Source organism: Vibrio sp. NH-7 (assembly GCF_053643215.1).
This window is the reverse complement of the sequence record NZ_CM132187.1, coordinates 60329-75867: the sequence shown is the minus strand read 5'-3', so window position 1 is coordinate 75867 and position 15539 is coordinate 60329. Positions and strand designations below refer to the sequence as shown.

Annotated in this window: 9 protein-coding genes, 4 tRNA genes and 3 rRNA genes; 5 read left to right on the top strand and 11 right to left on the bottom strand. The window is 47.4% G+C overall.

The genetic code is table 11. The features are described from left to right. The first annotated feature begins 60 nt into the window (after nt 1-60). The 4 genes from glnL (at nt 61) to ACUALS_RS00390 (ending at nt 6155) form a co-directional block, all read left to right on the top strand. Nucleotides 61-1125, top strand: a complete 1065-nt coding sequence (glnL, locus tag ACUALS_RS00405) for a nitrogen regulation protein NR(II) (protein WP_005472605.1) — start codon at nt 61-63, stop codon at nt 1123-1125. A gap of 39 nt (nt 1126-1164) precedes the next feature. Next, complete coding sequence (gene glnG / locus ACUALS_RS00400) at nt 1165-2568, top strand: nitrogen regulation protein NR(I) (protein ID WP_454448603.1); 1404 nt, start codon at nt 1165-1167, stop codon at nt 2566-2568. 156 nt (nt 2569-2724) lie between these two features. Then, a complete protein-coding gene (gene gepA, locus ACUALS_RS00395) occupies nt 2725-5256 on the top strand; it encodes a phosphodiesterase GepA (protein ID WP_454448602.1) in 2532 nt (843 codons plus the stop codon). A gap of 89 nt (nt 5257-5345) precedes the next feature. Beyond that, on the top strand, nt 5346-6155 hold the full coding sequence (locus ACUALS_RS00390) for a substrate-binding periplasmic protein (protein ID WP_454448601.1): 810 nt from the start codon (nt 5346-5348) through the stop codon (nt 6153-6155). An 80-nt stretch (nt 6156-6235) separates the two neighbouring features. Here ACUALS_RS00390 and ACUALS_RS00385 read toward each other — a convergent pair. The 7 genes from ACUALS_RS00385 to ACUALS_RS00355 all read right to left on the bottom strand — a co-directional run bounded on the left by ACUALS_RS00385 (nt 6236) and on the right by ACUALS_RS00355 (nt 11731). Next, a tRNA-Ser gene (locus ACUALS_RS00385) sits at nt 6236-6326 on the bottom strand. A gap of 104 nt (nt 6327-6430) precedes the next feature. Next, nucleotides 6431-6546: ribosomal RNA gene (rrf, locus tag ACUALS_RS00380) — 5S ribosomal RNA — on the bottom strand. 90 nt (nt 6547-6636) lie between these two features. Further along, nucleotides 6637-9524 (bottom strand): 23S ribosomal RNA (locus ACUALS_RS00375). A gap of 308 nt (nt 9525-9832) precedes the next feature. Then, a tRNA-Val gene (locus ACUALS_RS00370) sits at nt 9833-9908 on the bottom strand. Nucleotides 9909-9937: 29 nt separating this feature from the next. Beyond that, nucleotides 9938-10013 (bottom strand) — tRNA-Lys (locus tag ACUALS_RS00365). 2 nt (nt 10014-10015) lie between these two features. Then, nucleotides 10016-10091 (bottom strand) — tRNA-Glu (locus tag ACUALS_RS00360). A gap of 88 nt (nt 10092-10179) precedes the next feature. Beyond that, nucleotides 10180-11731, bottom strand: a 16S ribosomal RNA gene (locus tag ACUALS_RS00355). Together the 16S, 23S and 5S rRNA genes with 4 tRNA genes alongside form the textbook arrangement of a ribosomal RNA operon. A gap of 501 nt (nt 11732-12232) precedes the next feature. Here ACUALS_RS00355 and ACUALS_RS00350 point away from each other — a divergent pair. After that, a complete protein-coding gene (locus ACUALS_RS00350; RefSeq protein ID WP_454448600.1) occupies nt 12233-12781 on the top strand; it encodes a gamma carbonic anhydrase family protein in 549 nt (182 codons plus the stop codon). Here ACUALS_RS00350 and ACUALS_RS00345 read toward each other — a convergent pair. From ACUALS_RS00345 to ACUALS_RS00330, 4 genes are all read right to left on the bottom strand, one after another. Beyond that, entirely contained in the window at nt 12774-13040 is a 267-nt protein-coding gene (locus tag ACUALS_RS00345) for a DUF1488 domain-containing protein (RefSeq protein WP_454448599.1), read from the bottom strand. The genes ACUALS_RS00350 and ACUALS_RS00345 overlap by 8 nt on opposite strands. Further along, complete coding sequence (aroE, locus tag ACUALS_RS00340; protein WP_454448598.1) at nt 13040-13873, bottom strand: shikimate dehydrogenase; 834 nt, start codon at nt 13871-13873, stop codon at nt 13040-13042. The genes ACUALS_RS00345 and aroE overlap by 1 nt, the downstream gene beginning before the upstream one ends. A 75-nt stretch (nt 13874-13948) precedes the next feature. Next, nucleotides 13949-14866: an oxygen-dependent coproporphyrinogen oxidase gene (gene hemF / locus ACUALS_RS00335; RefSeq protein WP_454448597.1), complete on the bottom strand. Its 918-nt coding sequence runs from the start codon at nt 14864-14866 to the stop codon at nt 13949-13951. Nucleotides 14867-14884: 18 nt separating this feature from the next. Continuing rightward, nucleotides 14885-15442, bottom strand: coding sequence for an L-threonylcarbamoyladenylate synthase (locus tag ACUALS_RS00330; RefSeq protein WP_038141280.1), 558 nt, complete (start codon nt 15440-15442; stop codon nt 14885-14887). Nucleotides 15443-15539 lie beyond the last annotated feature (97 nt).

Sequence of the window (15539 nt, the reverse complement as noted above, 5' to 3'; positions counted from 1 at the left end):
TCATGCGCCATACTTGAAAGAACCGTCGCACCACAATGGTGCAATGCACATTTTAAGTTCATGGATGAGAGGTTTTTTGTGAGTAGCGAGCTCGATACGATTGTTTTAAATCACCAAGTCACCGCGATTTTAGTGATGAATGAAACACTGCAAGTCAAATATGCCAATCCTTCAGCGGAGCAATTGTTTTCACAAAGTGCAAAACGCATTGTCGAACAACCGTTGTCCAAGCTCATCCAACACGCCTCGATGGACCTCGCGTTGCTTTCTCAGCCACTGCAAAGCGGACAAAGTATCACCGATAGCGACGTCACTTTTGTGGTCGATGGCAAACCCCTAATGCTTGAGGTCACGGTGAGCCCAATTTCCTGGCATAGAGAACTGATGCTGTTAGTGGAAATGCGCAAAATCGGCCAACAACGACGTCTATCTCAAGAGCTCAACCAACATGCGCAGCAACAAGCGGCCAAACTGCTGGTCAGAGGCTTAGCCCATGAAATCAAAAACCCGCTTGGTGGTCTGAGAGGAGCGGCTCAGCTGCTTGAGCGTATGCTGCCCGATCAATCATTAACCGAATACACTCAAATCATTATTGAGCAAGCCGATCGCCTTAGAAATTTGGTCGACCGACTACTGGGGCCACAAAAGCCAGGGAAAAAGCAGCACGAAAATCTGCATTTAATCTTGGAGAAAGTTCGCCAACTGGTCGAGCTTGAGATTGGTCAATCGATCGTCATCGAACGCGACTACGACCCGAGCCTACCGGAGTTCTTAATGGATGCCGATCAAATAGAGCAAGCACTACTCAATATCGTTAGCAACGCTGGGCAAATCCTACAAGGCCAAGAAAACGGTAAGATCGTCATACGCACCAGAACAGTGCATCAAGCCAACATCCATGGTCAGCGCTGCAAGCTCGCCGCTCGCATAGAGATCATGGATAACGGCCCCGGCATTCCAGCCGATTTACAAGACACCCTTTTCTACCCGATGGTCAGCGGTAGAGAAGGCGGGACAGGCTTAGGGCTATCGATTTCTCAAAACCTGATCGATCAGCATCAAGGCAAGATTGATGTCGAAAGCTGGCCAGGCAGAACCATATTTACCATTTACCTGCCAATTTAATATTAAACACTATTTGCATTGCTGTGAGGAAACCAGAATATGAGTAAAGGATACGTTTGGGTGGTCGACGATGACAGTTCCATCCGTTGGGTAATGGAGAAAACCCTCTCTTCAGCAGGCATTAAATGCGACACTTTTTCCGATGCCGAAAGCGTTCTGCTGGCATTAGAGCGTGAAAGCCCCGATGTTTTGGTATCGGATATCCGTATGCCTGGCATCGATGGTATAGAGTTATTACGCCAAGTGCATGAGCGATCACCCGATTTACCGGTCATCATTATGACTGCTCACTCTGATTTGGATGCAGCTGTGAATGCCTACCAAAAAGGGGCATTTGAATACCTACCAAAACCATTCGATGTCGATGAAACACTGACCCTGGTTGAACGAGCGATTACACACAGCCACGAACAACGCCGAGAACAAGCCAATGCCGACACAGGCGATTACAGTGCGCCAGAAATCATAGGTGAAGCACCTGCCATGCAGGAGGTATTCCGCGCGATTGGACGCCTCTCTCGCTCTTCAATTTCTGTTTTAATCAATGGTGAATCAGGCACAGGTAAGGAGCTGGTCGCCCATGCACTACATAGACATAGTCCAAGAGCGGCTAAACCATTTATTGCGCTGAATATGGCAGCCATTCCCAAAGATCTCATCGAATCCGAGCTTTTTGGTCACGAAAAAGGGGCTTTTACTGGCGCCAACACGGTACGACAAGGGCGATTTGAACAAGCCAATGGCGGAACACTGTTTCTCGATGAAATTGGCGATATGCCACTCGATATTCAAACCCGATTGCTGCGTGTGCTCGCTGATGGTCAGTTTTATCGAGTGGGGGGGCACTCTCCCATCAAAGTCGACGTGAGAATTGTGGCAGCGACTCACCAAAACTTGGAAAAACTGGTGCATCAAGGGGATTTTCGTGAAGACCTTTTTCACCGCTTGAACGTCATTCGAATTCAAATCCCAGCTCTACGAGAGCGCAGACAAGACATCGAAAAACTCACTTTACACTTTCTGGCTCTTGCCGCGGAAGAATTGGGCGTCGATGTAAAAACACTGCATCCTTCAACGGTAGAGCGCCTCAATAACCTCGAGTGGCCAGGCAACGTACGCCAGCTAGAAAACATCTGCCGTTGGCTAACCGTTATGGCAAGTGGTAGTGAAGTCTTACCAAATGACTTACCTGCAGAATTGATTGAAGAGAAGTCTCATTTAGGTTTTGATAGCGACACAACTTGGCAAAAACAGCTCGCGACGTGGGCAAAAAAGTCGCTCACCCAAGGGGATACCGAGTTACTTTCTTACGCACTTCCTGAATTTGAACGTATACTTTTGGAAGTAGCACTCGAACATACGAACGGTCATAAGCAAGATGCCGCAAAAGTTTTGGGGTGGGGACGCAACACACTCACTAGGAAACTCAAAGAGCTTTACTAAAGAAAGATATACTCAGTAATGCAAAAAAGAGGCGTAAAAAGCGCTCGTAAGTTCTCGCTTCTAAAAACACAGTGGTCTCTTTTTCACCAAAAATGGCTCGCTCGTTGTATTTAAAGAATATAGAATCCAGTATATTGCATTAATAGAATTAATAGTATGTCAACGACCACACAGATTACGCTCCGAACTGCCGTTGTCCTCCCATTCGTAATGATTTTTATTATTACAATTGGGGTGATTATCGCTGTTCAGAAAAAGAGCTATGAAGAGATGGTGGTTGACATCAGTGATAAGCAGCTCTCGTCGTTAACCGACAATGTGACACTAGAGCTCAATAAGTTCTTAACCAAACCTTTCGAAGCGAGCCTCGCTCTCAGTCATAGTATTGGCTACAACCAACTCTACACTCCCGGAAATACGACCCAGATTGAACAATTTCTTCTTTCAAGCTTTAGAGATCTGTATCAATCGATCCCTCACCTCGATGTGATTGGATTCGGCGGCGAGAATGCCGAATATACTGGCTTTCGCAAGGAGGCGAACAAAGGCTACACCCTAATGATTCAGGATGACCGCACAGAGCAAAAGCTAGTGATATATCGCGGTCAGGTAATCAGTGAAGATGTACGTTCGGTCATTCATGGCTATGACCCTAGAGTGCGTCCTTGGTACGCTCCTGTAGCGGATCGCCAAGTGCCCATGTGGTCGTCGATTTATGCCAACGCTGATGAGCGTCAAGAAATTACGCTCTCCGCGCTCACTCCTGTATTTCATGGCGATGAGTTTCAAGGAGTCGTCGTCACAGACGTAAAAATTGATACCTTCAATACTTTCTTAAATCGACTTCAACAAAACACCAATGCCGTCGTTTTTATTGTCGATGATAAGAAGCGCTTGGTCGCTCACTCCACAGGTGGCAGTGTTGTCTCTTGGGGTACCCCCTATAGTAAAAAAGGTGACCGCTTATTAGCAATAGAGAGTGCGAACCCTGTCGTCAACTCAAGCGCAGAATATGCTGAGTCATTGGGCCTGTATGAGAAACAAGAAACCCAGCACTTTACTGTCGACATTAATGGTGAACGTTACTTCAATCATCTCACCCCTTATGTTGATCAGTACGGTCTGAACTGGCAAATAGGCATGGCGATATCTGAGTCAGACCTGCTCGGTAAACTTCCCGAGAGCCAACGACACAGTTGGATTTTGGGGATTGTGGCCAGCTTAATTGGTATCTTCATTGGCTTAATCGCCTTCAATCGCATCGTCGCACCCATTACCTCTACCGCTGATGCAGCCAAACATCTAGCGAAGGGGGACTGGGATAGTCACATGCCAAAACCTGGAAGCATCTATGAAACCAGTATGTTGGTGTTTGCTTTCAATGAAATGGCCAACAACCTCAAAGCCTCTTTTCGAGCCCTACGCACGCAATTGCTCTACGATTCACTGACAAAACTCTACAGTCGTGAAGGTTTGATCGATACCTGTGACACCCTTGATAAGCTCGATGGCACACTCATGCTTATTGGGATAAATAAGTTTAGAGACATCAATGACAGCTTAGGCCACTACAAAGGGGATCAACTTCTCGTCATCATCTCTGAGCGTTTGAGGTCTGTATTCTCCAATGAGTGCTATTTATCTCGAATTGGCGGTGATGAGTTCGCGATCTACATCCCTGGTCCTCAAGACAAAGAACAAAATAGCTTAACGGCAAATCGAGTATTGCAGGCTTTTGCTTCTCCATTTGTTATGGAGTACGAGAGTATTTTGGTCAGCATCTCTGTAGGGATCGTGACTCAAGGTCCAGACCAAAATATGACTCTATGGCTAAGAAACGGCAGTATTGCTCTGAGCAATGCGAAACAAGAGCTCACTCGAATCAGTTACTACAGCCCAGAAATGGCCGATGTGTCACGTAAACGAACTCTGATGCTATCAAAAATTAGAGAGGCTATTGAGAACACAGAGTTTATTCCTTTCTACCAGCCAATTGTTGATATCCGCACTGGCAAAGTATTAGGCGCAGAAGCACTCGCTCGCTGGCAGTCTCCGAGCTCAGGTCTCGTTTCCCCACTCGACTTCATTCCAATCGCTGAAGAAAGCGGGTTAATCGGTCAAATAGGTGAGCAAATTCTCATGCAGGCGTGTAACGATGCCGTAAAAGGCATAAGAGAAGGCAAGTGGGATACGGAGTTCCACCTACACGTTAACCTTTCGGTGAACCAACTGTCACAACCGGACTTCATCGAGACATTGCAAAAAGTGCTGACTATCTCAGATTTAAATCCGAGCAACTTAACCTTAGAAATCACCGAGTCTCGCATCGTCGACAACGATCCAGTGACGATTCAAAATATGCAGGCAATTAGAGAGCTAGGCGTGCAAATCGCGATAGATGACTTCGGTACAGGCTACAGTTCTCTTGCCTACCTGCATAAATTACCCTTTGATTGCCTTAAAATAGACAGAACCTTCATCAACAAGCTAACTCCCAACGATCTCGATACTTCAATTGTTGCCGCTGTCATCAACATGACGCGCGGAATGAAAGTCGACATTGTCGCAGAAGGGGTCGAGACAACAGAACAGGCTAAGATGCTTGCTCAGTTAAACTGCCATCAAGCACAAGGGTTCCTTTATAGTCGCCCTGTCCCTTTCCAAGAGTGGCCATCTAACTTGGGTTAACTGGGACCAATCCACCTCTTACGATCCATATCCTTCAACGTTGGCTAAACTGTATGTGTTCCCTCAACATAATTTTGAAGGAGTACAGCATGCAATGGAAGGCTTGGATATGGTGGTCATTACTCATGTACGCTAGCAGTTCATGGTCTGCCGACACCTGCATCTTAAAAATGGGTTATCGCACGAATGAAAGGATCCCACTGATTTCCGCTTCCCCTGACAACAGTGGTCTTTATCAACACTTCTATCAAGCCATGGCGGATCATCTAGGTTGTGAATTAAAAATTATTCGTGGACCCAAGAAACGTATCCTGAAACAGCTCGAAGATGGTGAAATAGACTTCTATCCAGGCTTTAACTACAACGAGTATAGAGCCCTGTACACCTACTACATTGAAAACGGATTTCCCGGAGGGGAAATAGGCATATCACGCTCTGACTTTGCTGATATAAATCATTTGGAAGAGTTAGAAGGCGCAACAATCCTTCAATCTCTGGGCTCTCCAGACTTTGTCCGAGATCTCGAGAACATTCGCATCTATGCTGTCCCGGAAATGACTATCGACAAAGCAGTCAATCTATTGAGGAAAAAACGAGGCGACTTTTATATCTATAACCGCGCTTCACTGCTCTACTATCTGAGGACGAATAAGAGTAGCGATATCAAGATCCACCCTAACTGCTGCGGTGGTGTGGAGCCTATCTACCTTGGCTTTTCTCGTCAATCTGAGCACTATTCGGAAGCCCCAAATCCCCACTTTGATCCTAGCCAAGAGTTGAGTCCCACCAACTTTCCCGTCACGCTTAGTACAGATTCCAAAGCATTCCAGATTGAAAAGATATTAAGGGAAATGAAAGAGAGTGGAGAAACAGACGCCATCTACAAGCAATACTACTAAGCACTCACTGATGACAGAAAAGCTAATTTACAGAGATGAAATGAAAAAAGCCTCGCTATTTCTAGCGAGGCTTTTCAATGTGGCGGAGAGATAGGGATTTGAACCCTAGATACGCTATTAACGTATGCCGGTTTTCAAGACCGGTGCTTTCAACCACTCAGCCATCTCTCCACAAATTGTCATCGTCAGATTAGTACACTGAAGATGTTGTTACACGTATTACGGGTAACGATACCTTTTTGTCTTCACTTTTAAAAAGTGAAAATAAATTGGAAGCCTGGCGATGTCCTACTCTCACATGGGGAAGCCCCACACTACCATCGGCGCTAATTCGTTTCACTTCTGAGTTCGGCATGGAATCAGGTGGGTCCAAATCGCTATGGTCGCCAAGCAAATTCTTTAATCTGGAAAGCTGTTTGTGCTCTCAAAACACAATCAAGTAATTCTTGTATCGAGTCCATCAAAACCCTTTGGGTGTTGTATGGTTAAGCCTCACGGGCAATTAGTACAGGTTAGCTCAATGCCTCACAGCACTTACACACCCTGCCTATCAACGTTCTAGTCTCGAACAACCCTTTAGGACTCTCAAGGAGTCAGGGAAGACTCATCTCAGGGCTCGCTTCCCGCTTAGATGCTTTCAGCGGTTATCGATTCCGAACTTAGCTACCGGGCAATGCGTCTGGCGACACAACCCGAACACCAGAGGTTCGTCCACTCCGGTCCTCTCGTACTAGGAGCAGCCCCCTTCAATCTTCCAACGCCCACGGCAGATAGGGACCGAACTGTCTCACGACGTTCTAAACCCAGCTCGCGTACCACTTTAAATGGCGAACAGCCATACCCTTGGGACCGACTTCAGCCCCAGGATGTGATGAGCCGACATCGAGGTGCCAAACACCGCCGTCGATATGAACTCTTGGGCGGTATCAGCCTGTTATCCCCGGAGTACCTTTTATCCGTTGAGCGATGGCCCTTCCATTCAGAACCACCGGATCACTATGACCTGCTTTCGCACCTGCTCGAATTGTCATTCTCGCAGTCAAGCGGGCTTATGCCATTGCACTAACCTCACGATGTCCAACCGTGATTAGCCCACCTTCGTGCTCCTCCGTTACTCTTTGGGAGGAGACCGCCCCAGTCAAACTACCCACCAGGCACTGTCCGCAACCCCGATAAGGGGTCAACGTTAGAACATCAACACTACAAGGGTGGTATTTCAAGGACGGCTCCACCGATACTGGCGTACCGGGTTCAAAGCCTCCCACCTATCCTACACATGTAGGGTCAATGTTCAGTGCCAAGCTGTAGTAAAGGTTCACGGGGTCTTTCCGTCTAGCCGCGGGTACACTGCATCTTCACAGCGATTTCAATTTCACTGAGTCTCGGGTGGAGACAGCGTGGCCATCATTACGCCATTCGTGCAGGTCGGAACTTACCCGACAAGGAATTTCGCTACCTTAGGACCGTTATAGTTACGGCCGCCGTTTACCGGGGCTTCGATCAAGAGCTTCGTGCAAGCACTAACCCCATCAATTAACCTTCCGGCACCGGGCAGGCGTCACACCGTATACGTCATCTTACGATTTTGCACAGTGCTGTGTTTTTAATAAACAGTTGCAGCCACCTGGTATCTGCGACTCTCAATAGCTCCATCCGCGAGGGACTTCACCGTCAAGAGCGTACCTTCTCCCGAAGTTACGGTACCATTTTGCCTAGTTCCTTCACCCGAGTTCTCTCAAGCGCCTTGGTATTCTCTACCCGACCACCTGTGTCGGTTTGGGGTACGATTCCTTACAATCTGAAGCTTAGAGGCTTTTCCTGGAAGCATGGCATCAATGACTTCACTACCGTAGTAGCTCGACGTCGTGTCTCAGCCTTAGAGAGAGCCGGATTTACCTAACTCTCAAGCCTACGCACTTGAACCTGGACAACCGTCGCCAGGCCCACCTAGCCTTCTCCGTCCCCCCATCGCAATTGTAAGAAGTACGGGAATATTAACCCGTTTCCCATCGACTACGCCTTTCGGCCTCGCCTTAGGGGTCGACTTACCCTGCCCCGATTAACGTTGGACAGGAACCCTTGGTCTTCCGGCGAGGAGGTTTTTCACCCCCTTTATCGTTACTCATGTCAGCATTCGCACTTCTGATACCTCCAGCATGCTTTACAACACACCTTCAACGGCTTACAGAACGCTCCCCTACCCAATGACTAAAGTCATTGCCGCAGCTTCGGTTTATAGCTTAGCCCCGTTACATCTTCCGCGCAGGCCGACTCGACTAGTGAGCTATTACGCTTTCTTTAAATGATGGCTGCTTCTAAGCCAACATCCTAGCTGTCTAAGCCTTCCCACATCGTTTCCCACTTAGCTATAATTTGGGACCTTAGCTGGCGGTCTGGGTTGTTTCCCTCTCCACGACGGACGTTAGCACCCGCCGTGTGTCTCCCGGATAGTACTTACTGGTATTCGGAGTTTGCAAAGGGTTGGTAAGTCGGGATGACCCCCTAGCCTTAACAGTGCTCTACCCCCAGTAGTATTCGTCCGAGGCTCTACCTAAATAGATTTCGGGGAGAACCAGCTATCTCCAGGTTTGATTGGCCTTTCACCCCTAGCCACAAGTCATCCGCTAATTTTTCAACATTAGTCGGTTCGGTCCTCCAGTTGATGTTACTCAACCTTCAACCTGCCCATGGCTAGATCACCTGGTTTCGGGTCTATATCCAGCAACTCGACGCCCAGTTAAGACTCGATTTCTCTACGGCTCCCCTAGATGGTTAACCTTGCTACTGAATATAAGTCGCTGACCCATTATACAAAAGGTACGCAGTCACACCACGAAGGTGCTCCTACTGCTTGTACGTACACGGTTTCAGGTTCTATTTCACTCCCCTCACAGGGGTTCTTTTCGCCTTTCCCTCACGGTACTGGTTCACTATCGGTCAGTCAGTAGTATTTAGCCTTGGAGGATGGTCCCCCCATATTCAGACAGGATATCACGTGTCCCGCCCTACTCGATTTCACTGAACACACATCGTCAACTACGGGACTATCACCCTGTATCGTCGGACTTTCCAGACCGTTCGTCTAACGCGTGTAAAGCTTAAGGGCTAGTCCAATTTCGCTCGCCGCTACTTTCGGAATCTCGGTTGATTTCTTTTCCTCGGGGTACTTAGATGTTTCAGTTCCCCCGGTTCGCCTCGTTATGCTATGTATTCACATAACGATACTTGCTTATGCAAGTGGGTTTCCCCATTCGGAAATCCCAGACTCAAATGGTTTTTACTACCTAATCTGGGCTTATCGCAAGTTAATACGTCCTTCATCGCCTCTGACTGCCAAGGCATCCACCGTGTACGCTTAGTCACTTAACCATACAACCCCAAAGGGTCTTTGTTAGTAACCAAAGTTGTCTGCATTTTTATACATGTGCAGACACGATTTTGCCGGACTCAAATTCCAAGAACACTTGAATGTGTTGTTTGGTGTTTGTCTTAAAGACAAACATTGAGAACTTTACAAACAATCTTTAAAAGATTGTTTTGTCAGCTTTCCAAATTGTTAAAGAGCTATGTTTTCCGAAGAAATACATTTTCTAAAGATTCTTAGACGGTCGAAAACCCCAACCACACACGTTTTACTGAAGTGGTTTGGAAATCCTAATCCAAAAACATTTAGAGAATGGTGGGCGATACCGGGCTCGAACCAGTGACCCCCTGCTTGTAAGGCAGGTGCTCTCCCAACTGAGCTAATCGCCCACATTATTTTTTCATTCTCGTGGAGAGAATGGTGGGTCGTGCAGGATTCGAACCTGCGACCAATTGATTAAAAGTCAACTGCTCTACCAACTGAGCTAACGACCCAATGGTATCCCGTAGGGGAGTCGAACCCCTGTTACCGCCGTGAAAGGGCGGTGTCCTAGGCCTCTAGACGAACGGGACACTAAGTTGAACATCTTGGGGGATGTTCCATCTCTTAAACTACATAAACCATCAATCTGTGTGAACACTCATCGCAATAATCATCGTATAAGGAGGTGATCCAGCGCCAGGTTCCCCTAGCGCTACCTTGTTACGACTTCACCCCAGTCATGAACCACAAAGTGGTGAGCGTCCCCCCGAAGGTTAAACTACCCACTTCTTTTGCAGCCCACTCCCATGGTGTGACGGGCGGTGTGTACAAGGCCCGGGAACGTATTCACCGTGGCATTCTGATCCACGATTACTAGCGATTCCGACTTCATGGAGTCGAGTTGCAGACTCCAATCCGGACTACGACGCACTTTTTGGGATTCGCTCACTCTCGCAAGTTGGCCGCCCTCTGTATGCGCCATTGTAGCACGTGTGTAGCCCTACTCGTAAGGGCCATGATGACTTGACGTCGTCCCCACCTTCCTCCGGTTTATCACCGGCAGTCTCCCTGGAGTTCCCACCCGAAGTGCTGGCAAACAAGGATAAGGGTTGCGCTCGTTGCGGGACTTAACCCAACATTTCACAACACGAGCTGACGACAGCCATGCAGCACCTGTCTCTCAGTTCCCGAAGGCACACTCGTATCTCTACAAGCTTCTGAGGATGTCAAGAGTAGGTAAGGTTCTTCGCGTTGCATCGAATTAAACCACATGCTCCACCGCTTGTGCGGGCCCCCGTCAATTCATTTGAGTTTTAATCTTGCGACCGTACTCCCCAGGCGGTCTACTTAACGCGTTAGCTCCGAAAGCCACGGCTCAAGGCCACAACCTCCAAGTAGACATCGTTTACGGCGTGGACTACCAGGGTATCTAATCCTGTTTGCTCCCCACGCTTTCGCATCTGAGTGTCAGTATCTGTCCAGGGGGCCGCCTTCGCCACCGGTATTCCTTCAGATCTCTACGCATTTCACCGCTACACCTGAAATTCTACCCCCCTCTACAGTACTCTAGTCTGCCAGTTTCAAATGCAATTCCGAGGTTGAGCCCCGGGCTTTCACATCTGACTTAACAAACCACCTGCATGCGCTTTACGCCCAGTAATTCCGATTAACGCTCGCACCCTCCGTATTACCGCGGCTGCTGGCACGGAGTTAGCCGGTGCTTCTTCTGCAGCTAACGTCAAACGAGCACGCTATTAACGTACCCGCCTTCCTCACTGCTGAAAGTACTTTACAACCCGAAGGCCTTCTTCATACACGCGGCATGGCTGCATCAGGCTTGCGCCCATTGTGCAATATTCCCCACTGCTGCCTCCCGTAGGAGTCTGGACCGTGTCTCAGTTCCAGTGTGGCTGATCATCCTCTCAGACCAGCTAGGGATCGTCGCCTTGGTGAGCCCTTACCTCACCAACTAGCTAATCCCACCTGGGCATATCCTGACGCGAGAGGCCCGAAGGTCCCCCTCTTTGAGCCGAAGCTATTATGCGGTATTAGCCATCGTTTCCAATGGTTATCCCCCACATCAGGGCAATTTCCCAGGCATTACTCACCCGTCCGCCGCTCGACGCCGTTATCGTTCCCCGAAGGTTCAGATAACTCGTTTCCGCTCGACTTGCATGTGTTAGGCCTGCCGCCAGCGTTCAATCTGAGCCATGATCAAACTCTTCAATTTAAGATTTTGTTCGGCTCAATGAATACTGAACATTACATAAGTAATGTTTGAATTGACTGTGCTGAGTCTTGCGACTCGTTGGTCACTTCGTTTCATTGAAACCTAATTTGAAACCGAAGTTTCTAATTGGATTATCATCAACGAGTGCCCACACAGATTGATAGGTTTATATTGTTAAAGAGCTTTCTTCTTTGTGACTCACATCACTTCGGAAGAGGCGGTCATTTTAGCGAGATAAAGTTTAGTGTCAACCACTTTTTTCAAACTTTTTTCAAGCGTTTCCGCTTGGCTAATTGACCTTGCTAACTGGGCTCTCGTTTCTTACGAAGCGTTCCCGTGTCAGCGAGGGGGCATTATAGAGATCGCCATCACATTGGCAAGCCCTTTTTGCTGTTTTTTTTGATTTTTTTATTGTTTGGGTATTTTCTATTCAAAACGACCGATTTTTAGTACTTTTCTAAGCCTATAAGCACGATATAACAAGAGTAAAAGGATAAATACATGAGCTCTCTACGCAGTTACAAAGGTATTTCCCCTCAGATTGGTGAGCGCGTCTATATAGATAGTAGCTCTGTTTTGGTTGGTGATATCAAAATCGGCAGCGACTCAAGCATCTGGCCATTGGTGGCTGCACGAGGTGATGTAAACCATATCCATATCGGCGAACGCACTAATGTTCAAGATGGTAGTGTTTTGCATGTCACCCACAAGAATAAAGAGAACCCTAACGGATACCCTCTGATTATTGGAAATGATGTCACGATCGGCCATAAGGTGATGCTGCATGGCTGTATCATTAAAGATCGCGTTTTGGTCGGTATGGGTGCGATCGTGTTAGACGCCGCTATTATAGAAGAAGAGGTAATGATTGGTGCGGGCAGTTTGGTCCCCCCAGGAAAGCGACTCGAAAGCGGTTACCTTTATGTAGGAAGTCCGGTCAAGCAAGCTCGCCCCCTCAACGATAAGGAACGAGCTTTCTTACAGAAGTCTGCGGATAACTATGTGCAGAATAAAGAAGATTACCTACATGAGGTTAAAGAGATTAACTAACGACCTCTATATTACCTTCTGAGTTGAATTCTTCCTCTTCAATCAGTTCTTCAGCAAGCTCTTCAAGATCGAATCGATATTGTGAAAAGACTTCCAGAGCTTGCTGTTCGTTCTCGATGTCCTGTCCCGACAGCTGTTTCAGTTTACTGATACTCACTAGGCATTGAATCAGAGCACCTGATTGCTGCGCTGGAAAGAGAACAGCTTGTTTGTCTTCATCCCATGTTTGCATGTCTGGGAATAAGATCGATTGATTCATTACAATCCCTCTAGGTTCTTTCTTAACTCACGTAAAATTTGTTTGGTACCAGGTCTTAAACCACGCCAAAGCATAAAGCTTTCTGCCGCTTGACCGACCAGCATTCCTAATCCATCAAAGACTTGCACCACCCCATGCTCATGTGCCCACTGATTGAAGGTCGTTTTACCAGCGCCATACATCATGTCATACACTACCGCCTGTTCCGTAAAGATAGCTGCGGATATCTCTGGTAGTTCACCGCTCAAGCTAGAAGAGGTGGAGTTGATGATCACGTCAAAGGCTTGGTTAACTTCACTCATCTCACAAGCGCTAATCGTTCCATACGGAGCAAACATCTCGGCAAGCAGTTGCGCTTTAGCAAAGGTTCGGTTGGTAACAACAAGTTCAGCGGGCTGCTGATCTAATAGTGGCTTAATGACGCCACGTGCGGCACCACCAGCACCAATAAGTAAAATACGCGCTCCTTTTAAAGGCACTTGATATTGAAGTAAGTCTTGCACTAGCCCTTCACCATCGGTGTTATCACCAATGATCTCACCATCATCGAGCTTCTTTAGCGTATTCACCGCCCCAGCCAACTGAGCACGTTCTGTTAGTCGAGTTGCAAAGCGATAAGCATCTTCCTTAAATGGAACCGTGACGTTACAGCCTTTACCACCTTGAGCAAAAAACTCAGACGCAGCTTGTTGAAACGCGTCCTTATTTGGGCTTTCTGCAGTATAGGTCAATGACTGATTGGTTTGACGAGCAAATAGGGTATGAATAAAAGGCGATTTACTTTGAGAGATGGGATTACCAAAAACGGCGTAACGATCTATTTGCTGAGTCATTTCCTTTACCTGCAGAACTAAAAAGGGCCAATGCGAAACATTGACCCTATCACTATCTATATATTGAAGAAAGCCTTACCACTCTCTCGGCTTGAGGTAGTGGTCGTATAACTCGGCTTCTGCTGAGCCAGGCTCAACTTGGTAAGCATATTCCCAGCGCGCTAACGGTGGCATCGACATCAAGATAGATTCTGTACGACCTCCGCTCTGCAGGCCAAACAGAGTGCCACGGTCAAACACTAGATTAAATTCAACGTAACGACCTCGGCGATATAGTTGGAACTGACGTTCATGCTCGCCGTATTCTGTTTCTTTGCGGCGCTCTACAATCGGCAGGTAGGCATCTGTATAACCTTGACCAACCGCTTTGATGTACTCAAAGCACTTATTAAACTCCCAATGATTAAGATCATCAAAGAACAAGCCACCGACGCCTCTGGTTTCATCACGGTGTGGCAGGTAAAAGTATTTATCACACCAAGCTTTATGCTCTGGGTAGACTTCACTGCCAAATGGAGCACACACCTCTTTCGCAGTGTTGTGCCAATATTGCGCGTCTTCTTCAAAAGGATAAAACGGTGTTAGGTCAAAGCCCCCACCAAACCACCAAATTGGCTCTTCGCCCTCTTTTTCGGCGATAAAGAAACGAACGTTAGCGTGAGAAGTTGGGACATAAGGGTTGTTCGGGTGCATAACTAAAGACACCCCCATCGCTTCAAAGCGTCGACCAGCTAGCTCAGGTCGGTGAGCCGTTGCAGAAGCTGGCATTTCTTTGCCTTCAACGTGAGAAAAGTTCACGCCGCCTTGCTCAAACACTGCGCCTTCTTTCATCACGCGAGTTCGACCACCACCACCTAGCTTCTCACCAGGTTCACGATGCCATGCATCTTCAACAAATTCTGCCTGACCGTCTGCTGCTTCTAACTTCTGACAGATCGAGTCTTGCAGTTCCATTAAGAATTGCTTTACCGCTTGTTTATCAATTGCCGACATCTTTCTTCCTTTGCAAGGTTAGCCTTGTCTTAATACTTGTGACGTTTTCGCATCACGAATCTCACTTGGCTTTTCTCTTCCACCCGTTTCACCTTCCAAAACAGCCACCAGCTTATCGCCTAGCTGCTGATAGACTTGTTCTGTGGTCATACAAGGCGGCTCACCAGTTAGATTCGCGCTGGTAGAGGTTAGCGGCTTTCCAAACGCATTACACATCTTTTGTACCAAAGGATGATCCGTTACACGCACTGCAATGGAATCGAATTGGCCAGAAACCCAGTTAGACACTTTATCGCTGCAAGGCATTATCCAAGTGACTGGTCCTGGCCAAGTTTGATGGACTTGCTCAAGCTGCTGCGCAGTCAATTGTGATTCATCAATGTAGGGCAGCAGCTGCTCATAGCTTGCAGCAATCAAAATCAACCCTTTTTCGACAGGGCGCTGCTTGAGCTCTAATAATTTTTGAATAGCTTCTGGGTTATCCGGATCACACCCGACACCAAATACGCCCTCTGTAGGGTAGGCAATCACTTCACCATCATTTAAAGCGTTGAGCGCTCGATCAAAATTATCCACGAATACTTCCTGTTCAATCTTTGTTTTTGATAAGTGTACAAACAATCACAACCAGTGACTAAAGCTATTTATTTATAAATTGTATCAATCTGATTTC